23 protein-coding genes are annotated in these 23,413 nt (G+C 69.6%); 14 read left to right on the forward strand and 9 right to left on the reverse strand.

Annotated features, from left to right (window positions below):
* The 8 genes from NBW77_RS00005 to NBW77_RS00040 all read left to right on the forward strand — a co-directional run.
* Nucleotides 1–1,337, forward strand: a 1,337-nt coding sequence (locus NBW77_RS00005; protein ID WP_250279098.1) for a helicase-related protein, incomplete at its 5' end; no start/stop codon positions are given.
* Between the two features lie 165 nt (nt 1,338–1,502).
* Entirely contained in the window at nt 1,503–1,805 is a 303-nt protein-coding gene (locus NBW77_RS00010; protein WP_131746768.1) for a helix-turn-helix domain-containing protein, read from the forward strand.
* Between the two features lie 207 nt (nt 1,806–2,012).
* Nucleotides 2,013–2,783 (forward strand): iron-containing redox enzyme family protein, encoded by a 771-nt coding sequence (locus NBW77_RS00015; protein WP_207387001.1) that lies wholly within the window; start codon nt 2,013–2,015, stop codon nt 2,781–2,783.
* Nucleotides 2,773–3,441 (forward strand): hypothetical protein, encoded by a 669-nt coding sequence (locus tag NBW77_RS00020; RefSeq protein WP_207387002.1) that lies wholly within the window; start codon nt 2,773–2,775, stop codon nt 3,439–3,441. The genes NBW77_RS00015 and NBW77_RS00020 overlap by 11 nt, the downstream gene beginning before the upstream one ends.
* A 166-nt stretch (nt 3,442–3,607) precedes the next feature.
* Complete coding sequence (locus NBW77_RS00025; protein WP_250279099.1) at nt 3,608–5,977, forward strand: efflux RND transporter permease subunit; 2,370 nt, start codon at nt 3,608–3,610, stop codon at nt 5,975–5,977.
* Nucleotides 5,974–7,827 carry an AMP-binding protein gene (locus NBW77_RS00030; RefSeq protein ID WP_131746771.1) on the forward strand — a complete coding sequence of 618 codons (1,854 nt, stop codon included), beginning with the start codon at nt 5,974–5,976 and terminating at the stop codon, nt 7,825–7,827. Before NBW77_RS00025 ends, NBW77_RS00030 begins: the two co-directional genes overlap by 4 nt.
* A gap of 245 nt (nt 7,828–8,072) precedes the next feature.
* Entirely contained in the window at nt 8,073–9,257 is a 1,185-nt protein-coding gene (locus NBW77_RS00035) for a peptidase M50 (RefSeq protein ID WP_131746772.1), read from the forward strand.
* A gap of 64 nt (nt 9,258–9,321) precedes the next feature.
* Entirely contained in the window at nt 9,322–10,212 is an 891-nt protein-coding gene (locus tag NBW77_RS00040) for a PfkB family carbohydrate kinase (protein ID WP_131746773.1), read from the forward strand.
* 197 nt (nt 10,213–10,409) lie between these two features.
* Here the strand turns inward: NBW77_RS00040 and NBW77_RS00045 are convergent, their stop codons facing one another.
* The 6 genes from NBW77_RS00045 to NBW77_RS00070 form a co-directional block, all read right to left on the reverse strand.
* Nucleotides 10,410–11,354: a class I SAM-dependent methyltransferase gene (locus NBW77_RS00045; protein WP_217497591.1), complete on the reverse strand. Its 945-nt coding sequence runs from the start codon at nt 11,352–11,354 to the stop codon at nt 10,410–10,412.
* Nucleotides 11,351–11,977, reverse strand: a complete 627-nt coding sequence (locus NBW77_RS00050) for a thioredoxin-like domain-containing protein (protein WP_131746774.1) — start codon at nt 11,975–11,977, stop codon at nt 11,351–11,353. Before NBW77_RS00050 ends, NBW77_RS00045 begins: the two co-directional genes overlap by 4 nt.
* A 234-nt stretch (nt 11,978–12,211) precedes the next feature.
* Nucleotides 12,212–14,278 (reverse strand): copper resistance CopC/CopD family protein, encoded by a 2,067-nt coding sequence (locus NBW77_RS00055; RefSeq protein ID WP_250279100.1) that lies wholly within the window; start codon nt 14,276–14,278, stop codon nt 12,212–12,214.
* A 163-nt stretch (nt 14,279–14,441) separates the two neighbouring features.
* Nucleotides 14,442–14,783, reverse strand: coding sequence for a glutaredoxin family protein (locus NBW77_RS00060; RefSeq protein ID WP_131746777.1), 342 nt, complete (start codon nt 14,781–14,783; stop codon nt 14,442–14,444).
* Nucleotides 14,780–15,481, reverse strand: a complete 702-nt coding sequence (locus NBW77_RS00065; RefSeq protein ID WP_131746778.1) for a peroxiredoxin family protein — start codon at nt 15,479–15,481, stop codon at nt 14,780–14,782. Before NBW77_RS00065 ends, NBW77_RS00060 begins: the two co-directional genes overlap by 4 nt.
* Complete coding sequence (locus NBW77_RS00070; RefSeq protein WP_250279101.1) at nt 15,478–16,488, reverse strand: cytochrome c biogenesis CcdA family protein; 1,011 nt, start codon at nt 16,486–16,488, stop codon at nt 15,478–15,480. The genes NBW77_RS00065 and NBW77_RS00070 overlap by 4 nt, the downstream gene beginning before the upstream one ends.
* Before the next feature lie 409 nt (nt 16,489–16,897).
* Here NBW77_RS00070 and NBW77_RS00075 point away from each other — a divergent pair, with 409 nt between their 5' ends.
* From NBW77_RS00075 to NBW77_RS00095, 6 genes are all read left to right on the forward strand, one after another.
* Nucleotides 16,898–17,377, forward strand: coding sequence for a hypothetical protein (locus tag NBW77_RS00075; RefSeq protein WP_131746779.1), 480 nt, complete (start codon nt 16,898–16,900; stop codon nt 17,375–17,377).
* A 98-nt stretch (nt 17,378–17,475) separates the two neighbouring features.
* Nucleotides 17,476–18,408, forward strand: a complete 933-nt coding sequence (locus NBW77_RS00080; protein ID WP_250279102.1) for a DUF8832 domain-containing protein — start codon at nt 17,476–17,478, stop codon at nt 18,406–18,408.
* Nucleotides 18,409–18,566: 158 nt separating this feature from the next.
* Entirely contained in the window at nt 18,567–18,677 is a 111-nt protein-coding gene (locus tag NBW77_RS22655) for a metal-sensing transcriptional repressor (RefSeq protein WP_254697839.1), read from the forward strand.
* A gap of 28 nt (nt 18,678–18,705) precedes the next feature.
* Nucleotides 18,706–18,864 carry a metal-sensing transcriptional repressor gene (locus NBW77_RS22660; protein ID WP_254697840.1) on the forward strand — a complete coding sequence of 53 codons (159 nt, stop codon included), beginning with the start codon at nt 18,706–18,708 and terminating at the stop codon, nt 18,862–18,864.
* Between the two features lie 86 nt (nt 18,865–18,950).
* Nucleotides 18,951–19,175, forward strand: a complete 225-nt coding sequence (locus NBW77_RS00090) for a heavy-metal-associated domain-containing protein (protein WP_131746780.1) — start codon at nt 18,951–18,953, stop codon at nt 19,173–19,175.
* A 19-nt stretch (nt 19,176–19,194) separates the two neighbouring features.
* Nucleotides 19,195–21,645, forward strand: coding sequence for a heavy metal translocating P-type ATPase (locus tag NBW77_RS00095; RefSeq protein ID WP_250279103.1), 2,451 nt, complete (start codon nt 19,195–19,197; stop codon nt 21,643–21,645).
* Between the two features lie 114 nt (nt 21,646–21,759).
* Here the strand turns inward: NBW77_RS00095 and NBW77_RS00100 are convergent, their stop codons facing one another.
* The 3 genes from NBW77_RS00100 to NBW77_RS00110 form a co-directional block, all read right to left on the reverse strand.
* Nucleotides 21,760–21,990, reverse strand: coding sequence for a hypothetical protein (locus tag NBW77_RS00100; RefSeq protein ID WP_131746781.1), 231 nt, complete (start codon nt 21,988–21,990; stop codon nt 21,760–21,762).
* 361 nt (nt 21,991–22,351) lie between these two features.
* A complete protein-coding gene (locus NBW77_RS00105; protein WP_131746782.1) occupies nt 22,352–22,912 on the reverse strand; it encodes a hypothetical protein in 561 nt (186 codons plus the stop codon).
* A 35-nt stretch (nt 22,913–22,947) separates the two neighbouring features.
* Entirely contained in the window at nt 22,948–23,202 is a 255-nt protein-coding gene (locus NBW77_RS00110; protein WP_131746783.1) for an SHOCT domain-containing protein, read from the reverse strand.
* Nucleotides 23,203–23,413 lie beyond the last annotated feature (211 nt).

Below are 23,413 nucleotides of genomic sequence, written 5' to 3' on the forward strand. Positions count from 1 at the left end.
GCCCGGAACGGATGGAACGGGCCATCACGGGCATCGAGACGGAGCTCACCGACCGGCTCGCGGAGATGGAACGCCAGAGCCGGTTGCTGGAGGCCCAGCGACTGCGGATGCGAACCACCTACGACATCGAGATGATGCGCCAGGTCGGTTTCTGCTCCGGTATCGAGAACTACTCCCGGCATATCGACGGGCGTGTCGCGGGTACCCCGCCGTTCACGCTGCTCGACTACTTCCCGGACGACTTCCTGCTGGTCATCGACGAGTCGCACGTGACGGTCCCGCAGATCGGCGGGATGTACGAGGGCGACATGTCCCGCAAGCGCAACCTGGTCGAGCACGGTTTCCGGTTGCCGAGCGCCATGGACAACCGGCCGCTGCGCTGGGAGGAGTTCTGCGCGCGCATCGGCCAGACCGTGTACCTGTCGGCGACCCCCGGGCCGTATGAGCTGTCCCGGTCCGACAGCGTGGTCGAGCAGATCATCCGGCCGACCGGCCTGCTCGACCCGGAGGTCGTGCTGAAGCCGACCCAGGGCCAGATCGACGACCTCATCGGGGAGATCCGGACGCGCACCGCACGCGACGAGCGTGTGCTGGTCACCACGTTGACCAAGAAGATGTCGGAGGACCTCACCGACTATCTCCTCGAGCTCGGGATCCGCGTCCGCTACCTGCACAGCGAGGTGGACACGCTGCGCCGCATCGAACTGCTCACCGAGCTGCGCCGGGGCGAGTTCGACGTGCTCGTCGGTATCAACCTGTTGCGCGAGGGCCTGGACCTGCCGGAGGTTTCCCTGGTGTCCATCCTGGACGCGGACAAGGAGGGCTTCCTGCGGTCGGACAAGTCACTGATCCAGACCATCGGCCGGGCGGCCCGCAACGTCTCCGGGCAGGTACACATGTATGCGGACACGGTGACGCCCTCGATGCGCAGGGCCATCGAGGAGACGAACCGGCGGCGCGCCAAGCAGATCGCCTACAACACCGAACGGGGGGTCGATCCGCAACCGCTACGCAAGAAGGTCATCGACATCCTCGACGACCTGGTGCGCGAAAGCGCCGAGGGTGAGCTGATCGGTGGTGGTGGGCGCGCGCAGTCCAGGGGGAAGGCGCCCGTGCCGGGCATGTCGTCGAGGACGGGCCGTGACGGCGCGGTCGGGCGGCACGCGGCGGCGTTGGCCGGCATGCCCCGTTCGGATCTTGCGGCGCTCATCCGCCAGCTCGACGACCAGATGCACGAGGCCGCGAAGGAGCTGCAGTTCGAGCTCGCCGCACGCCTGCGCGACGAGATCGCCGAGTTGAAGAAGGAGCTTCGCGGCATGCAGGCCGCAGGGCTATGACTTTTCGGGCGCGGACAGCCCGGACTGGCCAGCCGCATGTAGTCGACGACGGGTTCGGGTAGCCTGTCGCGTAACGGTCACTTTGAGGAATGGACTTGTGTCGTAACGTACAACATCTCTCATGGGTAGGAGAACGGCCGCTCTCGGTGGAGAAGGAGCTGTGCCATGAGGTGGAACCTGCGGTTGGTCGCAGCTCAGCGCGGCATCTGGAAGTCCAGCGAACTGCAGCGCATGCTCGCCGACCATGGTCTTACGATCAGTACCGGGAAAATGTCCGGCCTGTGGTCCGGCCAGCCGGCCAGCGTCAAACTCGACGACCTTGACGTCCTCTGTGCCGTCCTCGACTGCGGCGTTGACGAGCTGCTCGTCCCCGACCCGGGCACGGTTCGGCGGCCGGTCGACACCCCCGTGTCCTCACCGTTCCGGCAGGAGAACTCGGTCGGGACGGCAAGTCCTCGGAAATCCTGAAGAATATTCAGGATAATGTTGGTGGACGGAAGATCGAGGAACCCATGAATTTTCTCGGGGCATTCCGGAATTCGGCAATTTAATCCGGATTCGGTCACCCGGTCCAGCTGTCCGATCTTTGACATGCGGACCAAGAAGGTCGTCCTTCGTGTAACCCTTGTGAAGTCGTACGGATCTTGTCTGTTTATTCGCACATAGGGGGCGGTGGTGGTGGTCCAGGATATCCTTGACGCGGTATCCATGCCGGAGGAGATCGTATCGAGCTCCATGCATGACGAACTGTTCACTCGACTCGACATCTCGATCGGCGACCTCTGGGCACAGGCCCGAAACGGCGCCTTCTGGCGGCACGTCACTGCGCATGGATTCGACCGTGAGCTGTACCGCATCATGATGACGCAGATCTACCACTACACGCGGCACAATTCGATCAACCAGGCGGTTGCCGCTTTCCGTGCCGAGCCGGAGCAGATCGGTCTTCTCCGTTTTGTCTACAGCCATGCACGCGAGGAACTGGGGCACGAGAAGCTGGTCCTGCACGACCTGCGCGCGGTCGGTCTCCTCGGCCCGGACGCGTCGGTCGACGACGTGCCGCTGCCCGCGACCGACGCGCTCATCCAGTACCTCTACGGCGTCGGGCTTCGTGAGGGCCCGGTTTCCCGGTTGGGCTACTCCTACTGGGCGGAGACGGTGTACGACCACATCAGCCCGGTGCTGTCGAAGGCCCGGGAGTCTCTCGGCCTGAGCGATCACGACATGGCCTTCTTCGCGGCGCATTCGGAGATCGATTCCAAGCACGCCATGGAGGTGCAGCACACCATCCGGCGTTCGGTGATCTCGCGTGAGCAGGCGGACGCAGTCCACCGTGTCGCAGTCACCACACTGTGGCTGACCACTTCCCTGATGGAGCAGTCCTACACGGAATGGGCGCGTCGCCGCAGCGACGGATCACCGAGGGAATCCGGCGATGGCCGCTGACGTTTCCGGGTCGCTTGACGTTCCCGGGTCGCTCACGGGCGGTATCCAGCTATTATGCTGCAATTCCGAAAGTGAGCGGCAGCTCGCCCGAGGCTTCCGGAACGAGGTCTTCCTGAATCGGCGCAGCGTCATGTTCAGCGATGCTCTGGAATGCCGTCGAGACGCGGAAAGTCACGTCATGCTTCTGCTGTACGACGGCACTCCTGTCGCCACCGCACGTTCACAACCGTATCCATCCGACGTCTCGGACGTGCTCGGGGTCTCGCGCGATCTGCCCGACTGGGGTGCGGACTCCGAGGTCGGCAGGATGGCGGCGGTGCGTTCGCCGTGGTCTGCCCGCTATTCACTCATGGTGTTGGTACTGGGGTCGATGTGGCTGCTGGAGCACACGAGCCACCGACGTTACGTCGCCTACTGCCTCCCGAAGATGTTGAGAATATTTCGACTGATCGGTGCGGAGGATACCGGAGAAACCTGCGTCGTCCCCGGCCGCACCGGCCGACACAGTATCATTCTCGGCAGCTATGAGGACTGTGCCCGGCTGGGCATGGCCCATCTGGGGATGAGCGGGGCCGAGGCACGCTCCGCCGTTCGCTGGCAGGTGGCGAACCCACAGCCCCGGGAAGACCACGCGATCATCTCCGGACATGGACAGTGAAGGCCAAGCCTCACCCCGAAAATGGTACACACGAACATGTCACCAGCAACGGCTCCCGCGGGATGGACACTGTTGTCGTGCGGACCAGCCAATGCCAGGACTGTGCCGGGGTCCCGGCCGCGAGCCTTCGGCCCACAGTCGGGCCGGAGAACTGAGGAGCGCGTGGGTGTCAGCATCGGGAGTCGCGGGTGGTGTACGCGCCGGTCGTATCTATGACAGGTTGGCGCGCCACCGCACGTTTGTTCTGGTCTGCCTCGTCCTCGGCGTTCTGGCCGGCGCGGTCGGCACGCTCGGTATGCGGATGGACATGTCGTTCCGTCCCGTCTTCACCGGTAACCATCAGCAGCTGGCACGGACGTCGGCGTTCGAGAAGGCTTTCGGCGACCTGGGGTTCAACGACCTTGTGGCGATTGCGGACGTCGGTGACGCAGGGGACCCGCGTGCGTTGACCCGTACCCACGAACTTGCGGACCGGCTGCGCGGCCTGCCGCATTTCGTCACGGTTCGGGACCCGCTGACGTTCCCGTTCTTCGACGCCGATGGTCGGCTGCATCCCGCCGGCGTGGCCGCAGAGCTGAGCGATGCCCGCACGCCGGGCGAGCAGCGGGCGGTCGTCGACTCGGTGCTGCACTCGGCGTCGGCCCGGCGGATCATCTTCGGCGACGACAACCGGCAGGTCGCGGTCACCGTCGCGCTCGATATCGCCAACGACGATTTCTCGCACTGGCGTGACGCGGTGAAACAGTTCCGCGCCACGGTACGTGACTGGTCCCGCCAGACCGGCATCGCGACCAGCTTCACCGGTTATCCCGAGGTCGAGCAGGTTTATGCCCACGAAGTGCTGTTCAGCGTGCTGCGCAGCATCGCGCTTCTGCTCGTGGTGATGCTGGTGATCCTGTTCGTCTACTTCCGCCGGGTGCGGGATGTGGTGACCTGCCTTGCCGGCGTCACCCTGTCGGTGCCACTGGTGCTCGGCGTCATGACGCTGCTCGGTCAGCCGTTCTCCATCGTCAACAGTCAGGTCCTGACCCTGGTCCTGATCGTCGGCATCGCGGAGGCCCTGCACCACCAGCAGGAGTACCTGCGGCGGCGCGAGGCGGGGCGGGACCACGCCACGGCGAACCGGGAGGCGTTCACGATCCTGGCCTGGCCGGCGTTCATGACCGGTCTGGCGACCACGGTGGGATTCGCCGCGCTGCTCACCGCGGACATGACGGCGATCTCGTCCTTCGGGATGTCCACGGCGCTCGGTGTGATGATTGTCTACGGCGTCAACTGGCTGACCGTGCCGTCGCTTATTCACCTGTTCTACCGCAACACCCCACCGAATGCGTTCCGCCGGCGCAGCGCGTCCTGGACGGTCGCGATGCTGAGCCGCGCCGACGGACTGCTGCAGCGCCGCCCCGGCAGGGTGGTCCTCGGCTTCGTCATGGGCACCACAGCCCTCGGGATCGTCGGTGCTTCCGGACTATCGATCGACCAGAAGGTGAACGAAGAGCTACCGAAAAATCATCCTGCCGTAATCGCCCAGTCAACATACGAACATCAGTTCGCGGGGTTTCTCGGCCCGGTGCTGTGGGTCAGGCCGCGTTCCGGCACGGTTGTCGGTACTGAGGGGCAGCTCGCCGCGCTGGTGAACCGGCTCTGCGCGATGCCGGATGTGCGCTATGTGGCGTCTCCGCTTGATCTGGTGCCACAGCCGTCGCTCACCGCGGGGCAGAGCGACCCGGGCTGCCTCCGTCGCCCTGCCGATCTGCGTGGTGCGGTGGCTGCACGGCAGGGCCGGGCGGGACCTGTCGTGCAGCGGTTCGCGGACACGCTGCTCACCCCGGCCGGCGACCAGGCCGCAGTGATCGTTCGGGTGCCGGACATCGGCACGGCCAGGTCCCTGCCGTTCGTCGAGCAGGTTCGTGCCGCGGCGCGGGAAACGATGCCGGATGCCGACGTGGCGACGGTCGGCGAATGGTGGCTGGCACAGCAGGGCATGCACAGCCTCTCGTTCGAGATGATGCTTTCGGCCATCACCGCGCTTGCGTTGATCCTGCCCATCATGTGGTTCGCCATCCGAGACGCGAAACTGTTCCTCGCCGGCATCGTGCCGACCGTCCTGCCGGTCTTCGCAACCCTGGGCTTCATGGGACTGACCCACATCAGCGTGCGCATCGGTACCGCGATGATCCTGGCCATCGCGCTCGGCCTCGCCGCTGACGACACGATTCACCTGTCGGTGCGCATCCGGGACCGGGTCCGGGCAGGGTCGGCCCCGTCGAGCGCGGTGACCGCCACGATGCTGCGCACCGGCCGGCCGGCGAGCTTCTCCTCCTACGTGCTGATCGGTGGTTTCGCGTCGATGACGGCCAGCTCGCTGATCGCCTTGCAGGAGATGGGTCTCATCGCCGCGTTCACCATGTCGTTCGCGCTCGCGACGGACCTGCTGCTGGGCCCGGCGCTGTACCTGCTGTTCGTCCGCGGCCGGCCGCGCCGCCGTGCCGCGCCACCCGCAGTCGTCCCGCAGCTTGTGGAGGTAGGAGCATGACGGCGTCATCGGTGATGACCGGTGCGGGCCAGCACACGATCACAGTGTCCGCCATGCTGGTGGACACCGTCCACGCGCACCCGGAACAACCGGCGATCACCTACCGTCGCCAACCGGCGGCGGAGAAATCGAGTCCCCGGCAGCGGCATGACGACTGGCACACGCTCACCTGGCACGAGTTCACCCATCTGGTACTCGGCGTCGTGGACGGGCTCGACCAGGTTCTTGCGGGGGCCCGAAGGGTCGCGGTCCTCGCCGAGACCGACGCCCGCTACCCGGCGCTGGAACTGGCGCTGGGGCTGTCCGGCCGCGCGGTGCAGCCGCTGTACGTGACATCCACGGACGACGACCTGCGCCGCGCAGCGCGGACGGCCGGAGCCGAGGCCCTCGTGGTCGGCCGTTCTCAGCGGGAGCGGGCGCGGGCAGCCGCGCTGCATCTGCCGGTTGTCGAGCTGGACATGCTCGTTCCCCTGCCGGGCGTCGAGGGAACGCCGCTGGCCACTCTCGCCGCCGACGTGGAGCCGTTCGACACCGCGCTCGTGCGCGAGCGGCTGTCCGCGCTGCCGACCCGCCCGCCCGGTGACACCCTGCTGTACCTGCAGAGCACCGGTACCACAGGCCCGGCCCGGGTCATCGAGGTGTCGGAGACTGCGGTGCTCGCCGCGGTGCTCGCGGTGCGCGGCGAGACCACGCATCCGTTTCCCCGGTTCCTGTCGTTCCTGCCGACCGCGCATATTTCCGAGCGGCTGTTGACCCTCTATGTCTCGCTCACGCTGGCCGGTCACACCTGGTATGGCGGTGGGTTGCCAACCCTGGAATCCGATCTCCCGGCCTGCCGGCCCACCGTGCTGCTCGCGCCGCCGCTGGTCTACGAGGCGGTCCGAGGACAGGCGCTGGCCTCGGCGGCGTCCAGCGCACTCGGACGGCGGCTGGCGGCCTCGGTGCAGCGCACCGCCGACGAGGCGCTTTCCGCCGGCCGTACCGGCGGGACCGGACGGCGTCCCGGCGCGTGGGTCTTCGGCCGCCAGCTGCGCCGCCGGGCCGGCCTCGCGCGGGTCCAGGACGCATTTGCCGGCACGGCGCCCGTCCCCGCCGACCTGCGGGCATGGTGGGAGGCGGTCGGCGTCCCGGTGCGTAACGTCTACGGCCAGACCGAGGTGGCCGGAGCAACGTCGATCACAGCCCGGTCCGGTGCGGCGTTCGACGGCGTCGGGGTCCCGGTCCGCAGGGTCGAGGTCACGATCGGCGACGACAACGAGCTGTTGGTACGCAGCCCTTCACTGTTCACGCGGTATGTCGGCGAGGACGCCGTTACCGCTCGTACACTGCGGGATGGTTGGCTGCACACCGGCGACCGCGCCACCATTCGTGGCGATGGCGAGATCGTGCTGCTAGGACGGGTGCAGTCGCTGGTGAGTGCCCCGGACGGTACGGTCGTGGACACCGGCGTACTCGTCGTGCAGATCGGCGCCGAACTCGGCCCCGCCGACATCGCTGTCGTTCCTGCCGGATCGGAAGCCGGGATGTTGCTGTACGTGGCGATCCACCCGGCGGGCACGCCGGAGCACACGCTGCGCGAGGCTGCCCGGCTGGACCCGGTCGCCGGCGAGGACCCGCGGTGGGCTCGGCTCGCCGCACTCGTGGTGCGCTGGGACCCGCACGCTGTGATCCGCCGCTTGGCGATGTTCGATGGGGCGTTCGCCATGTCCACCGGCGAGGTAGGGCCCACCGGCAAGCCACGCGGCTGGCGCATCCACGAACTGCGATCCAGCCACCTGCGTGAGCGATGCTCCCCTGCGGAGCTCGAAGGGCAACAGAGTCGTGAGCACCGCCGCGACGTACCAGCGTGAACGATGGTGAAAAGCGGGCGACGGCCGCGGTCCGGCCGTTGCGTGGCCTGACTCCGCAGCCGCGGCAACACGTCCGACCAAAAATCCGCTGACTCCGGGTGTCCGGCTGACCGGGAGTCGTAGTGGCGCAGGGCGGGCATAACGAGGTCGGCGAGGGCCACGCCCACGATGAACACCAGGAAGCCATCCAGCGACGCGACTTTTGCCACAGGTTGCGTCCGGGATGAAGAGGGGATTGAACGGACATGACAGCCGACCACGTACCGACAGGAACGGTCCACACACCGGTGTCGGTGCGGCCCGGGGCCTCCGTCACCGTGGCGATCCTGACCTTCCTGCTGGCCGCTTTCACCCTTCCCGACGCGGCGCCCGACCGGCCCGCCGTCGCCTACCTGTCCGCTGGTCTTGCCGGTGCCGGGCTGCTCCTCGGCCTGCTGCTGGTCGCAGACCTGGCCCGTGCCGCTGTTGCGCGTCGAGTGGGCGTGCGGGTGGACGGGATCATCGTTGGCCTTTTCGGCAGCCGGCTGCGTGCCGCGACTGACATCAGCGAGCCCGGGGCGGCGGCTCGCATCGCCTGCGCGGGCCTGCTGGTCACCGGGATCGGTGGCACGGCGCTTTTCGTCCTCGGCCGGCGGGCCGGTGACGGCAGCCTGGCCCTTGTCGGCGGCGTCGGGCTGTGGGTCGGGGGTGTGGCGCTCCTGCTCACCCTGTCGGCGCTGCTTCCGACCCCGCGCACGACCGGTGGACGGTTGCTCGCGGCAGCGGTGTACCGGCGGACGGGAAGCCGTGAACGCGCGGCCGAGGCCACCGCCCGAACCGGATTGATCACTGGTTGGCTTCTGCTGGCCCTGGGCGCCGCGGCGATCTTCCTGGTCGGTGTGGTGGGTCTGTGGGTGGCGCTGCTCGGATGGTTCGCGCTTGGTTCGGGTCGCCTCGAGCTCTCCCGGCTGCGGACGAAGGAGGCGCTCGCAGGTGTCCGGGTGGGGGATGTGATGGGGCCTGCCCCCCAGGTTCTGCCCGGCTGGCGAACAGTGTCCGCGGTGGTGGAGGAGACCGTGGTCAAATCGGACCAGTGGGTGTTCGTCGTCGCGGACTTCGGCGGTGACCTCGTCGGTGTGGTGCTGCTGCATGACCTCGCGTCGGTTTCGACCGATGACCGTGGGCTCACCCGGGTCGCCACGGTAACCGTGCCAATGGCCGCGGTGGCGACCACCACCCCCGGTGAACCTCTGGCCGACCTGCTTCCGCGGCTGGCCGACCGTCCAGCCGCCGGCCTTGCCCTTGTCTTCGACGGTGCCGTCGAGGACGCGGCCAGGCCGCGGCTGGTCGGCATCGTCAGCCATGTGGAGATCACGGAGGCGTTGGCGGCCGCGTCGCTGCGGGCCGCGGGGGCAGCCCTGCCCTCGGACCCCGGTCGGCTGATCGGCTGATCGGCTGACGGGCAGCGCACCGGATCCACGGGAAGCGACGGGTCGCCCGAGTACTCTTGCGGCCATGACGATCAGGACTTCGGAGGCGTTGGCCAGTGATGTAACCGTTGATTATCTGGCGGTGGGGAACCCAACGCTCGACGTCCGTCCCGACTCGTCCCTCGCGGTCGGTGGAAGTGTGGTCTACGCCGTTATCCAGGCGGCCCGGCTGGGCCTTTCCGCCGCCGGTTTCGGTCGTGGCTGCGGCCGGGAGCTGGAACCGGTATGGACGCCGTCCGAGACGGAGGCATTCCTCTACGTCCAGTCCTCGGCGGACACGACCCGTTTCCGCAACGAAAACACCGACAGCATCCGGACCCAGTGGCTGGAGAAGTCCGCGGGTGCCGTGTCGGGGCTCGACCGGCTTCCGGAATGCCGGGTGCTGCACCTCGCGCCCGTTGCGCAGGAAATCGTTCTCGACGAGGCTGTCCGGGGGAGTAGGCGAGGGCTTCTCGGGCTGACCCCGCAGGGCCTGATTCGTTCCTGGGACGGCCAGGGGCTGGTCCGCCACCGTTCGCTGGAGATTGACGGCCCGACCGCCGGCAGCATCGACGTGGTGGTGTTCGCGGACTATGAAGCCGCCTATCTGAGCAACGTGGCCGAGGCGGTCCGCCGGGCCGGTGGAATCGTCGTGGTCACGAAGGGCGCCCGGGGATGCGAGGTTCTGTTGGCCCACGGCACGCAGGAGTTTCCCGCCATCGCGGCTACCCGGCTTGTTGATGACACCGGAGCCGGTGATGTTTTTGCCAGCTCGTTGTTCATCGCGCTGGAGAGCGGGTCGCTGGTGAGTGACGCGGTCCGGTTCGCGGCGGCGGCGGCCACGTTGAGTATCGAGGGGATCGGCCCGTGGGCGATCGCCCCCCGCGGGGAGGTCCTGCGGCTCGCCGGTCAGGACACTACGGTCGCCGTGTCCTGACCGGCAAGTCGACGGCCACCGTCGGATATCGGGCTGTCCGGGGGTCCTTTTCTTTGCCCACAACATAGTCAACGCTGTTGACGACTCCGCCGGCGCATTTGATCTTTGGTGAGGTCACGCGGCCGGCAGCGCCTCGGTGAACAGTGACAGCGCCCGCTGCCAGTGCTGTTCGGCGCTGTTGCCGTGGTGTCGGACGACTAGGTGATGAACGTGGGCGGCTTGCGGGCCACGAGCCGTTCGACGATGCCGAGTTTGTAGCGTTCCTGTCGTTCGATCTTGAAGCCTTCGGTTTGCGCCTGTAGCAGGGGACGTCGGCGTAGGTGTTCGCCGCCAATCCGAATGGTGATCGTTTCGAGTAGTCGCTGGGTTGCTCGTACGTGCCACGGCGAGCCGGCCACATGGTCCAGGAGCAGCAGCCGGCCGCCGGGACGCAGCACCCGCTTCATCTCGGCGAGGGCCCGGTGGACGTCGGGGATGGCGCACAGGGACAGGGTGCATACGACGGTGTCGAAGGAGGCGTCGGGCAGGTCCAGTGCCTGAGCGTCGCCGACGTGGAGGTCGACGGTGCGGCCGAGGTCCTGCGCTCGCTGCCGGGCGATGTCCAGCATCGCCGGGCTGAGGTCGATTCCTGTGAGTGTGACGGTGTCTGGATAGTAGGCGAGGTTGCGGCCGGTGCCGATCGCGACCTCGAGCACGTCGCCGGTGGCCTGTGCGCAGACCCAGGCACGGCCGTCGCCGAACAGGACTCGCTCGAGGAAGGCCATTTCCCGGTCGTAGGTGTGTGCGTGCCTGTCCCAGTAGCGGCGCAGGTATTCGGTATTGCCAGGGTGGGGAGTTTCCGGCATTCGATCACGTCCTTCGCCCGGCGGGGGACGGTTACTGGGTAGGAACGTCGAACGTACGGAGTCACGGGGATCGTGACAGGGCGCGTGTGGCGGTTCTACCTGGACCGTACGGGACGGCTCGGGGGAATTGCCGCGGACGAGCGTGGGTGGCCGCTGGTTCGGGTCGGGCGGTGTGGTTGGTCGGGTGATGCGGCGCCAGCCGCGCAGGGTCAGGGCGGCCAGCCCGAGGGCTACCCGGCCGGCGACAATGTCGATCAGGTAGTGGTTGGCGGTGGAGGTGGCTTGGGTCGGGGTCACCCGGTCGGGGTGCCGGTTCCACCGGTGCACGGCCCTGCGGGTTCGGGTGCCTGGGCGCCGTTGCGCAAGGCGCGGAGGAACTGGGGCAGGCGGGGGTCGTCAGCGCTGGTCAGTTGGAGCTGGCGGGCCCAGGCGGAGACGACGATCGGGGCGGGAAGGTCGGGATAGGGGCTGAGGATTTCCTTGGCGTTGGTGCCGACGATCCGTCGCAGGGCGGCGACCTGGTTGGCTGCCAGGTCGGGCTGGTAGGTGATCCAGACGGCGCCGTGTTCGAGGGAGTGGACCGCGTTCTCGTTGCGGACGGGCTGGTTGTAGATCCCGCAGTTGAGCCATGCCGGGTTGTGGGGGCCGCCGGCGGGTGGGGTCTGCGGGTAGCGGACCGGCTGGTCGGTGTGCGGGTTGGTCAGGCCGCTGATTTTCTGCAGGCCGGTGATGTCCGACGGATTCCTACGGCCGGCGACCTGGACCACGACGATCGCGAGGATGACGACGGCGAGCAGCGCGGGGACGCCGAGGATGAGTAGCCGCCGGCGCCGTTCATCGCGACGCTGGGCGCGTTGCAGTTCGGCGAGTTGTCCGTGGCGTGCGGCTTTGCTCGGCGTGCGGCTGATCTTGTTGTTCATAACTGTCCTACCTGACGCGGGCGACGGATCCAACTACGCTCGCACAGAGTACTAACTTCCATCGTAGATGGATTGGGTGGCCCGGTCCCGCCTGCCCCGGGACGCAACGGCGCGGCTTCGGCATCGGTCACACCCCGTGGCTTCCTGGCACGGACTGTTATCGGGTGGTGGCAGGGTCTGTGCCGGCGGGTCTGTGCCGGGCGGGTCGATGCCGGGAGGGCGCCAGAAGAACCGTTATGGCCCGGTTCGGTGTTCCGCGCTGTCGGGTGGGCGGGCATCGGGATAGTCGAAGGTGCGTGCGAGGAGGTGGCCGGGTGCGGTGACCGTCTCGTGGAGGATCCGATGGTCGGGTCCGACGTCGAGGACGAAATAGAAGCTTGAGGGGACGAGCGCGAAGGCGAGCTGGGTGTGTCCGTCCCGGCGGCTCAGGATGGTCCCGTCGGTGGGTGCGGCGGCGCCATAGGGCTCAACGTCGAGGAACCGCTCTCCGCTCATCGGCGTGTCGGTGCCCGATGGTGCGGCAGCCGCGGTGTTGCTGGTGACGGTTTCGTGCAGGGTCAGGGATCCGACCGCCCGCATCGTGTCGATCACCTGGGTGAGCAGGGTGGCATCGGATGCCGGGGGCCAGGCGATGGTGAAGGTGGTGCTACCGCCGGTCCACCCGTCCGCGGCGGCGTGCAGGGTGAGCTGGCTGTCGGGGGAGGCCCAGCTGACCGGCGCCAGGTAGCAGCCGGTGCCGCAGCGTTGCGTTGTGAGGGTTCGTCTGACCCCGGCGGCGGTGAGTTCGGCGGTCAGCCGGAGGCGGGGCTGGCTGGTCGGGGTGTCGTCGGGCACGGCGAGGCGGACTTCCAGTTGTCCGTCGCTGGCGGCGATCGCGACGGTGACCTGGCCGGCGAGGCTGGCCAGCCGGAGGGTCGGCCCGTCCGGTGGTGGCGGGAACGCCAGGTCGGTGCTGGTGGGGGCGGGCGGGGTCATGGATACCAGCAGGCCGGTCAACGCCAGGACGCCGACCAGGGCGGTGCGTTCGATGCGTGCCGCGCCGGCAGGCCGGCCCGTGTCGGGTCCGGGTCCGGGTTCGGGTCCGGGTCCGGTGTCGGGTCCGGACCCGGTGGCGGTGGCGGTGGCGGTGGCGGTGTCGGTGAGCCGGGTCCGGGCCAGGTGTCGGCGGGCGGCCAGCGCGAGGGCGATGGCGAGGGTGACGAGTCCGAGTTTGACCAGCAGCACCCGGCCGTAGCCGGTGTGGAGGAGCGCGGGCAGGTTCGGGACGAGTTCGATGGAGGTGAGGGTGCCGGTGGCGACCACGACGAGGAACAGGCCGAGGGCGATCCGGCTGTATCCGGCGAGCAGTGCCCGCACCGCGAGCGGGCTGTGCCGCATACGGGCGGCGACGCGGACGACGTGCAGGAGCGTACCCACCCAGATCGCCGCCGCGGTCAGGTGGATCGCGGTGACCAGACCGCCCCAGCCGGGCGCCGCCGCGGTCAGATGGCTACGCCACGCCTCCGCGCCGACCATCGCCACCATCGGAACGACGATGAGGCCGCGGGGGCGGCGCAGGGCCGCCAGCCCGACGGCGGCGGCGAAACCGAGGGCCTCGACGAGGGCGATCCGGCCGGGCGCGGTGTCTGCCAGCCCGGACAGGGACAGCCGCCGTAGTCCATCGGCGATGCTGCCGTTACCGAGCAGGTGGACGGCCAGGCCGACCGCGGCGGTGAAACCGAGCAGGCTGCCGGAACGCAGCAACGGCGCTACGGCCGGCACGGTCTCACCCACTGGGGCGCGACGCCGCGTCCGGCCGGTCAGCTCGGCGCCGACGACGCCGCCGAGTACCAGCGCCAGCCCGGTGAACAGCAGCCAGCGCAGCACCGCCGCCGTTGCTAACCCTCGGGTGCCGGCGGCACGGGCGTCGCCGCCGGTCGCGGCGGGTATCCCGACGGCGAAGCCGACGCTGCCGGTGACGATGTCGCCGTCGTCGGCGACGACCTGCCAGTCCACGGTGTACCGGCCTGGGGGCAGCACGGCGTCCGGTCGTGCCGACAGCCGCCGGCCCGCATCGGTGACGGCCGGCGTGGACAGCGGGATCGGCCCCCGGGCCTGCCCATGTAAGGTCAGCGCCTGCCCGCGGATGGTGACGGGCTCGTTGAAGATCAACGTGAGCTGTGTTGGGGAGCTGGAGACGGAATAGCCGGCTGGTGGGCTGGTCGTCAGCAGCGCCGCGTGCGCGGAGGCCGGCGCCGCGGATATCAGGATCAGCCCCGCCGCGAAGACCATCAGGCTGGCCGCACGCCGGGTGTGGCTCACGGTTCCCCGCCTGCGGCCATCAGGACCTCGCCGGTCGGCGATGATCCGCCGTTTGCGGAGGTACCGCGTCCGGCGTCCGGCTGCATTGCGTTCCCGCGGCGGCGGGTCCGGATGGGTGTGCCGCGGCGTCGTCGCGTCCGTCTCTTCTCCAGAGAGTCGATCATCAGGATCCGGCGGGTCCGGATGGGCGCGCAGATCGTGCTGGCGAGGGAGGCAGGCGCGCGAGCGTGCGGCGTAGCCGGCGTTCGGAGAGCCGGCCGTAGGAGAACGGTGCGCCGTCCACCAGCACACCCGGCGCGAACAGCATCCCCGCCTGCGCGGCGAGGGTTCGGCCGGCGTCGCTGTCCAGGGTGACCTCTTCAACGGTGAGGGGATGATCGCGTGCGACGCGGGCGAGGACGGCCTTGGCGTGGTCGCACAGCGTGCAGTCGGCCTGGGTGAGTAGCGTCACCGTGACCGTCCGGACGGCCGGTGCAGGGATGGCGCTGGTGGGTGTGTCTGTCATGACGGGCGTTGCCCGGTGCGCAGGTCGGTGAGCAGGCGGGTCACCGGCACGTACATGGTGTAGCGGGGGGCGCCGCCGTAGTCGGCCCGCCAGCGGATCTTTCCGTCGGGGTCGACGAGGATGAAGCTGTGCCCGTCCCGGCTGGTGCCCATCATCCCGTACCGGTTGGCCTGGTAGGTCGCCGAGACGGCGAGGTCCGGGTCGGACAGGACCGGGGTGGACAGGCCCTCGTCCCGGACCTTCTGCGTGAGCAGGCCGACCGGATCGGTGGTGATGGACAGCAGCTGGTCGACGCCGGCGGCGCGCAGCTGGCTGCGGGACTGCTCGAGGTCGCGGATCTGATCCCAGCAGGGCTGGCAGGACAGGCCCTCCTGGAAGTACAGCAGCACGGTCTTGCCGCGGTAGGCGGCGAGGTCGACCTGGCCGCCGCTGGTGGCGGCCAGCCGGATCGGTGGCGCGGCGGCGCCGACGCCGGGGGCGCCGACCTGATAGGTCGCCGGGGCGCCGCCTGACGTGGTGTCGCCGGTGCGGCTGGTCTGGAAGATTGCGAACAGAACCAGCAGGACGGCGCCGACCGCGACGGCGGCCACGGCCGGGCGAACCCACGAACGCCGACGCACAGGCGCCGGGCGGGTACCGCCGGGTGCGCCCCGCGGGCGGGTGCGCCCCGCGGGGCGGGACGGCGTGGTTCGTGTCATCGGTGGGCCTCCAGCTCGGCGAGGGCGGTCCCCGTCCTCTCGGCGCAGCACGCGTCCGGCTCACCGGTCGGTGGGGACAGCGGCGCGGGCGTCATCGCACCGGCGGTGACCGCGGCGGGGTGGCGGCCAGCAGGTGTCACGTCGGTCGGTGGGGACAGGTTCCGGCGGCGTACGGCGTGGCGGACGAGCAGCCCCAGCACCCCGACGAGGATCAGGCCGGTGGCCCAGCCGGGCAGCCAGCGCAGGCCGTCGACGGCGGTCGCGGCGACGTGTTGCAGTTCGGCGCTGAACATCACCCGCCAGCCGCGGTTAGGCATCGACGGCCCGGCGATCGCCGACGCGATGGACAGTCCGCCCATCGCCACCAGCAGCACACCGGCCGCGGCGCTCCCGAGCGGGACTGTCCGCGTCCACCGCCGCCCGCCGAGGGTGACCGTGCCGCCGGCGAGTAGCCGGCTCGACCCCCAGCCGCGGCGGTCCCACGTCCAGGCGATCGCGCACAGCGGAGCGACCATCCCGAAGGTGTAGGTGACACCGATCGCCAACGCGGCTGTGAACGAGCCGGCGGCCCCGGACAGTACCGCCACCCCGGCCAGCACCGGGGCGCAGCAGGCGCTCGCCGCCCCGGAGAACGCACCCAACGTGAACACCGAGGTGACACCGCGGCCGGAGCGGGCCCGCATCCCGAGCATCGGCAGCCGTGGTTTCCACCCGACCAGCAGCCCCGCTCCGGCCAGCGCCATCGCTACCCCGCCGGCCGAGAACACCAGCGTGTGGTGGCCGGCCAGCGTGGCGCTGATCACGGACGCGCCCAACCCGATCGGGATGATCACGGTGCCGACACCGGCGGCGAACACCAGCGTCATCCCGACGAGGTTCGCCCGCCGGTGGAAGCCGCTGGCGAAGTAGGCCGGCAGCATCACCGAGATGCAGCAGGGCGCCAGCAATGCCACCAGCCCGCCCAGGAACGCCGCCAGCAGGGTCGTGCCCACCAGCACCTCGTGCACGCCGCACCCACACCTTCCCTTGACAGTCATGCCTGGTCGGGCAGTACTAGAGAGCGTAGTAGAGATGGTGGTGGTGGCGGCGCGCGGGGCCGCCTGCGACGGGACCGCACCAGCCACACCAGCGTTGTAGGGGTGCCAGCGTCCATGGCCCAGCGGACGCGGAATGAGAAGATGATCAGAATCGCGAACGTAGCCGGTAGCCGAGAAGTCGGCGATGGGGGGATGCGGTAGCGCGAGCCGGACACGGGCATCACGGCCATGCGCCAGATCGATGGTGGCGGGCGACCAATCAACCCGCGCGCGCTCCGTAGACACATGGATCGACTACTATGTCGAATAGTTGCCGCGTCACGTGGATCTGCTGCTTGCGTGGCCTCGGTCGTCGGTTTCGATGGGGCAGGGAGGCCCGGTGGGCAGCGGGACCGCATCGGCCCGGATGACCGCCCGGTTGGTGCTGGTGTACGTGGTGCTGGCCGGGTTGTTCGTCATGCACGGCGTGATGGTCGGGCCGGGGTGCCCGGGCGGCGCCGGCGCGGTGGGGTCGACGATGGCGGTGCGCGGTTCGGCCAACGGCGACGACATCTCCACGATGCCGCAGATGGCGGTCCTCGCTCCGGCCACCGACCACGCTGCGGCGTCCTCTGCGGTGGCGCAGAAGACGGCTGTGGTCAGAGGCGATGTCGGTGGGCATGGCGCGTTGTGCGTGTCGTCACCTCCGCGGCCAGGGCTGGTCGGGTTGCTGGCCCTTCTGCTCGGTGTCGGCGTGGTCGGGTGGGCGTGGCCCGCCTGGCCGTGGAGCGCCAGTGCCGGTCGTGCGGGTCATGGGTGCCGTGCCCCGCCGCCGGCGGGTTCGTGTCTGCTGGTGAGGTTGTGCGTGTCCCGGACGTGACAGGGCAGCGCTGACTGGAGCGAGGGCTCGGGTCGGCCGAGGTGTCCGTCCATCCGCACGCGAGCGTCGCGTGCCGTCCGGGAAGATCACTGATTTCGATGTTGACTGTGCTGCGTTCACCCGCCCAGGTCCACGCCCGTGCCCGTTCCGTGCTCGTGGCGGCCGGTGTCACCGTTGCCGTCGGGCTGACGGTCACCGCCTGCGGCGGTGGTTCCACGACCACGCCGACGATGCACCACACCATGACGGCGCCCACGATGATGTCACCCACGATGGCGGGGCACGCCGGGATGGCCGGGATGGAGGACCGGCCGGTTGGCGACGGCCTGACCGCTGAGGCGTCCGGTTTCCGGTTCGTCCCGGCCGTGTCCTCGCTGCCGGCCGAGGCGCCGACCTCGTTCCGGTTCCAGATCGTGGGCGGGAACGGTGCTCCGGTCACCGCGTTCAAACCGGACCAGACCATGTTGATGCACCTCTATCTGATCCGGTCCGATCTCACCGGCTTCCAGCACGTGCACCCGACCATGGCCGGCGACGGTACCTGGACGGTGCCGCTTGCGGCGGTGCAGCCGGGCACCTACCGGGTGTACGCCTCGTTCATCACCACGAACAGCTCGGGGCAGGACCTGCCACTGGTCCTCAGCCAGCCGGTCACCGTCGCCGGGAGGTCCGCCGTCACGCCGCTGCCGCCCGCGTCGACCACGTCCCAGGTCGACGGCTACACCCTGACCCTGGCCGGCGAGGTGATGGCCGGGGCGGCGCACACCCTGACGGTCACGGTGTCCAGGGACGGCACGCCCGTCACCGACCTGCAGCCCTACCTGGACACCTATGCGCACCTGAGTGCCTTCCACGAAGGTGACCTTGCCTTCGCCCACCTGCACCCGATGGGCGCGACCAGCGGTGCGGGTGGCGGCCCGACGCTGGCATTCGAGGCGATGCTGGCGAAAGCCGGCAACTGGCGGCTGTTCGTGCAGTTCCAGACCGCGGGGGTGCTGCACACCGCCGTCGTGACCCTGCCCGTCGGCTGACCGTCACCTGCCCGTCGGCTGACCGCCGGCGTCGGGTGCGTCGGTCAGCGCGGGCGCGCGATCAGCCGACGGACGCACTGGCTCCACTCGCGTGACCGCTACCCCCTAGGGGTATAGCCTCGGCGTGCGATATACCCCTAGGGGGTAGTGGAGGATGGATGGGCGCGGGCCACGGCTACATCGGCAGCAAGGACGACTACCTCAAGCGGTTGCGCCGCGTCGAAGGCCAGATCCGGAGGCTGCAGCGGATGGTCGAGCAGGAGGAGTGAGGAGTACCGCATCGACATCCTGACCCAGATATCGGCGGCGACGGAGGCGCCGCAGTCGGTCGCGTCGGGTTTGCTGGAGGAGCACATGGCGCACTGCGTCGTGCGTTCCGTGGCGGCCGGCGGTGACGAGGCCGACTGCAAGGTACGGGAGGCCTCGGAGGCGATCGCCCGCCTGGTCCGGTCCTGATCCGACGCGGCCCGCGCGGTCCTGTGAGGCCGCACCGGCAAGCCCGGTAAGCGATGACCTGTCCCAGCGAACGGAAGGAACGGCCTGTGACCACGAATACGTACACCGTTGTCGGCATGACCTGCGCGCACTGTGTCAGCGCGGTGCGCGGCGAGATCGGCCGGCTTGCGGGCGTCACCGACGTCCTGGTCGATCTTGCTGGCGGCACGGTGACGGTGACCAGCGGGCAGCCGCTCGACGAGGTGGCGGTTCGGGCCGCCGTGGATGAGGCCGGTTACGCACTGGCCGGCCCGGCGTCGAAAGATCGCTGAGGGTGGAGGGAGATTCTCGATGAGTACGATCGTGGATGCTGCGCGGCCTGTCGGCGGCGGCGAAATCGACCTGTCGATCGAGGGGATGACCTGCGCGTCCTGCGCGGCGCGCATCGAGAAGCGACTGAACAGGCTTGACGGTGTGAGCGCTGCGGTCAACTACGCCACCGAGCAGGCGCGTGTCGTCTACCCCGGCCGGCTCACCGCGGCCGACCTGATCGTCGAGGTGGAGAAGGCCGGCTACCGCGCCTCGGTACCCCAGCCGCGTCGGGAGCGGCCGGCCGGGCCGGTGGCGAGCCTCGACGGGGATGCCGGCGAGACCACCGGGGCGGCGCAGGCGGAACAGAACGGTCCGCTGCGTACCCGGCTGGTCGTCTCCGCGGTGCTGAGCCTGCCGGTGTTGCTGCTGGCGATGGTGCCCGCGTTGCAGTTCGACAACTGGCAGTGGCTGTCGTTGACGCTGGCCGCGCCGGTCGTAGTGTGGGGTGGGTTCCCGTTCCACCGTGCCGCGGGGAAGAACCTGCGGCACGGCGCGGCGACCATGGACACGCTGATCTCGATCGGCACGCTCGCTGCGTTCGGCTGGTCGCTGTACGCACTGTTTCTCGGCCACGCCGGCGAGCGGGGCATGACGATGCGCTTCACGCTCCTCGCCACCCGGGACAACGCCGCGGACAGCATCTACCTCGAGGTCGCCGCGGTGGTGACGACGTTCATCCTCGCCGGCCGCTACTTCGAGGCACGGGCGAAGCGCCGGGCCGGCGCCGCGCTGCGGGCGTTGCTGGAGCTCGGGGCCAAGGACGTCACGGTCCTGCGCGACGGCCGGGAGCAGTCGGTCGGAGTGGAGCAACTGGCCGTGGGGGACCGTTTCGTCGTCCGACCGGGGGGGAAGATCGCTACTGACGGGGTGGTCGAGGAAGGTCGCTCCGCGGTCGACACGAGCATGCTCACCGGCGAATCACTACCGGTCGAGGTCATGGTGGGTGACGCGGTCACCGGCGCCACGCTGAACGCCGGCGGTCGGCTGGTGATCCGGGCGACCCGGGTCGGGGTGGACACCCAGCTTGCGCAGATGGCGAAGCTGGTCGTCGAGGCGCAGAGCGGCAAGGCCGCGATCGCGCGGCTCGCCGACCGGGTCTCGGCGGTGTTCGTCCCCGTGGTGATCGTCCTCGCTGTCGCCACTGCCACGGTGTGGCTCGCACTCGGCGACGGGGCGACGGCCGCGTTCACGGCCGCCGTCGCCGTACTGATCGTCGCCTGCCCGTGCGCGCTGGGCCTCGCGACGCCCACCGCCCTGCTTGTCGGCAGCGGCCGGGGCGCCCAGCTCGGGATCCTGATCAAGGGGCCGGAGGTGCTGGAATCGACCCGGCGGGTGGACACCGTCGTCCTGGACAAGACCGGAACGGTGACCACCGGACGGATGAGCCTGGTCGACCTGGTGCCGGCCGATGGTGTCGACCCCGATGAGGTGCTGCGGCTGATCGGCGCGGTCGAGGACGCCTCCGAGCACCCGATCGCCCAGGCGATCGCCCGCGGAGCACGCAAGCGGATCGCCGACCTGCCAGACGTAGCGGATTTCACCACCCTCGAGGGACTCGGCGTGCAGGCGGTCGTCGCTGGTCACGCGGTCCTCGCCGGTCGTCGCCGGCTGCTGGCCGACCGCTCGGTCCACATCCCCGACGAGCTCGATCTGGCAGCACAGGCCGCCGAGCAGGAAGGCCGGACACCGGTCTTCGCCGGCTGGGACGGTGCCGCCCACGCGGTCCTCGTCGTCGCCGATACCGTCAGACCCACCTCGGCCGACGCGGTCCGCCAGCTGCGCGACCTCGGTCTGACACCGGTGTTGCTCACCGGCGACAACACCCGCGCCGCCCGCGCCGTCGCCGCGCAGGTCGGCATCGACGAGGTGATCGCCGAGGTACTCCCCAAGGACAAGGTCGACGTCGTATCCCGGCTCCAGGCGCAGGGCCGGGTCGTCGCGATGGTCGGCGACGGCGTCAACGACGCCGCCGCGCTCGCCCAGGCCGACCTGGGCCTGGCCATGGGCACCGGGACGGACGCCGCGATCGAAGCCGGCGACCTCACCCTGGTCCGCGGGGACCTGCGCGCGGCGGTGGACGCCATCGGTCTGGCCCGGCGCACCCTCGCCACGATCAAGGGCAACCTGTTCTGGGCGTTCGCCTACAACATCGCAGCCCTGCCGCTCGCCGCCACGGGTCTGCTCAACCCGTTGATCGCCGGCGCGGCGATGGCGGCGAGCTCGCTGTTCGTCGTCTCGAACAGCCTGCGGCTACGCCGCTTCCAGTCCACCAGCGGTGGCGAAGCTGCGGGCAGGCTCAGCCGGGGCGGTCGGTGGCCGACAGGCTGGCCGTCGAGCGTTCCCGTAGCCGGTCGGCCTCGGCACGGGCCGCGGCCAGCTGCCGGTCCATATCATCCGGCGGGGCGCAGCAGCCGGCGGCCCGGGGCGTGACCGATCCGGCCGGGTCGCCCGTCATGCGCGTGCCGCGCAGCATCGGCCGGACGCAGCACCGGTAGGTCAGCATGGCCGCGACGGCCGTCAGGGCGAGCGGCAGCAGCACCCCGGTCATCGGGGCTGCTGCTTGCTGCCAGCGGGCGCCGGACGCTGCGCGCCGCGCAGGTGCTGGATTTCCTCCCGCAACGCGGCGAGTTCGGTCTCCCGCGGATCGGCCTGCCTGGTACCTGCCAGGGGGGTCTGGCTGGGCCGGTTGCTCTTGCCGCGCATCATCAGCCACATCATTGCGCCCATCCCGACTGGGCAGGCCAGCGCCGGCAGGGCGTAGAGCACCGTGTCCATTTCTCCTCCTGGTGGGTCGATCGGTGGGTCGATCGGTGGGGTCGAGTAGGCGTCGGGTGATTCGGGTCCGATGGCGGATCGATGGCGGATCGATGCGGTGGGGCGGGCAGCCGGGCGAGGGTGTGGTGTAGCCGCTGTTCTTCCCGCGACGATCACACGAGTCTTGCTCGTACTATCCAACATAGTAATCAGGTTGGTGTCTCGGCGATACCTCGGGATGGGTTTACGCAGAGTGATACGCCGCAGACGGTGGGGTCCGTTCACCCTCGTCCGGTTCGGCCGGGTGGCGCAGGTGCAGGCCGGTGATGAGCCGGTTGGTAGGGGCGTAGTCGACGAAGTGGACGATGAGCCCGCCGTGGTGTCAACGGGTGTCAAGCTCGGTGTACATGCCAGCCGCATAGTGGTAAGGCAGGTTGCATACCAATTCGTAGCGGCCAGGAGACAGCGTCACCGTTGTCCAGCCCGTCGAACCGGTGGTGATTCCGGCCCCGGACCCGGCCCCACAGCTCCGCGACGCCTCACCGAGGCTGCCCGCCTCATCGATGCGACCATCGCCACCGACCGGGCGTTGCCCGACCATCTGGCCGGCCGGCAGCGGAAGCACCATCAGCTCGTGGGGCCGTCCCCCCTCGTTGAGCGCCCGCAGCGACACCGTCCCCGCCGCAACCACGCCAGCGCTGGCGAGGACACCCATCATGCCCATGCCCCCTGGGCCGCCCATCATCGGACCCGGTCCGTAACGCCCGCTCATCATGCCCCCGCCCCTGTCGGCCAAGGTCACGTTCACGACCGTGCCGGCCAGTGGGGGTGTACCGCACCGGGGCGCCGTGGGCGCCGGGCCGCGGAAGGATCCGCTCATCGCGGCGAACGCCACTGCCGAGGCGGCAGCTAGCACGAGCGTGGCCGCCACGGCCCCGGCCACGGCCGGCCGAGCCTTCCTACCCCCACCTGCCGGATTCACCGGCCTGCGCGTAGCAGGTCGGACCGCCGCTTGTACTCGTCCTCGTCGATCTCCCCGCGGGCGAACCGCTCGGCCAGCACATTCTCGGCATCGGCCCGACCGCTACCGGCATCCGGGCGGGCGGCCGTATGACCGGCGCCCGCATAGCGAACGAGTGCGACGACACCAGCGATGACCAGGCCCCAGAACAGGACCATCAACACCGACATCGCAAGCCAGGCACCCCAACCCCAGTCCCAGCCCCACATCATCGCTATCACCCTCCTGAGTGACGACGCGCCCAGCCCGTGGTGCGATCGTTCACCTCTCGTCTGGGGGCATCCCCAATTCCGCACCGCTGAACCGAAGCCCGGACAGGTCAACCCGGCCGGCCATCACCGTCGACATCGCCCTCGCGTGCAGGCCGGCTTCGCCACCCGGGTGGGCAACCCACGGCACCTCGATCGTCTTCTCGCGGACCGA

Source organism: Frankia sp. Cppng1_Ct_nod (assembly GCF_920656135.1).
GTDB classification, from domain to species: domain Bacteria; phylum Actinomycetota; class Actinomycetes; order Frankiales; family Frankiaceae; genus Protofrankia; species Protofrankia meridionalis.

What these genes read in the sequence shown, in the direction of transcription:
- NBW77_RS00010 (WP_131746768.1), top strand. Translation starts at nt 1,503, where the DNA reads ATGAGGTGGAACCTGCGGTTGGTCGCAGCTCAGCGCGGCATCTGGAAG.
- NBW77_RS00020 (WP_207387002.1), top strand. Translation starts at nt 2,773, where the DNA reads ATGGCCGCTGACGTTTCCGGGTCGCTTGACGTTCCCGGGTCGCTCACG.
- NBW77_RS00030 (WP_131746771.1), top strand. Translation starts at nt 5,974, where the DNA reads ATGACGGCGTCATCGGTGATGACCGGTGCGGGCCAGCACACGATCACA.
- NBW77_RS00035 (WP_131746772.1), top strand. Translation starts at nt 8,073, where the DNA reads ATGACAGCCGACCACGTACCGACAGGAACGGTCCACACACCGGTGTCG.
- NBW77_RS00040 (WP_131746773.1), top strand. Translation starts at nt 9,322, where the DNA reads ATGACGATCAGGACTTCGGAGGCGTTGGCCAGTGATGTAACCGTTGAT.
- NBW77_RS00050 (WP_131746774.1), bottom strand. Translation starts at nt 11,977, where the DNA reads ATGAACAACAAGATCAGCCGCACGCCGAGCAAAGCCGCACGCCACGGA.
- NBW77_RS00060 (WP_131746777.1), bottom strand. Translation starts at nt 14,783, where the DNA reads ATGACAGACACACCCACCAGCGCCATCCCTGCACCGGCCGTCCGGACG.
- NBW77_RS00065 (WP_131746778.1), bottom strand. Translation starts at nt 15,481, where the DNA reads ATGACACGAACCACGCCGTCCCGCCCCGCGGGGCGCACCCGCCCGCGG.
- NBW77_RS00080 (WP_250279102.1), top strand. Translation starts at nt 17,476, where the DNA reads ATGTTGACTGTGCTGCGTTCACCCGCCCAGGTCCACGCCCGTGCCCGT.
- NBW77_RS22655 (WP_254697839.1), top strand. Translation starts at nt 18,567, where the DNA reads ATGGGCGCGGGCCACGGCTACATCGGCAGCAAGGACGACTACCTCAAG.
- NBW77_RS00095 (WP_250279103.1), top strand. Translation starts at nt 19,195, where the DNA reads ATGAGTACGATCGTGGATGCTGCGCGGCCTGTCGGCGGCGGCGAAATC.
- NBW77_RS00100 (WP_131746781.1), bottom strand. Translation starts at nt 21,990, where the DNA reads ATGGACACGGTGCTCTACGCCCTGCCGGCGCTGGCCTGCCCAGTCGGG.
- NBW77_RS00110 (WP_131746783.1), bottom strand. Translation starts at nt 23,202, where the DNA reads ATGATGTGGGGCTGGGACTGGGGTTGGGGTGCCTGGCTTGCGATGTCG.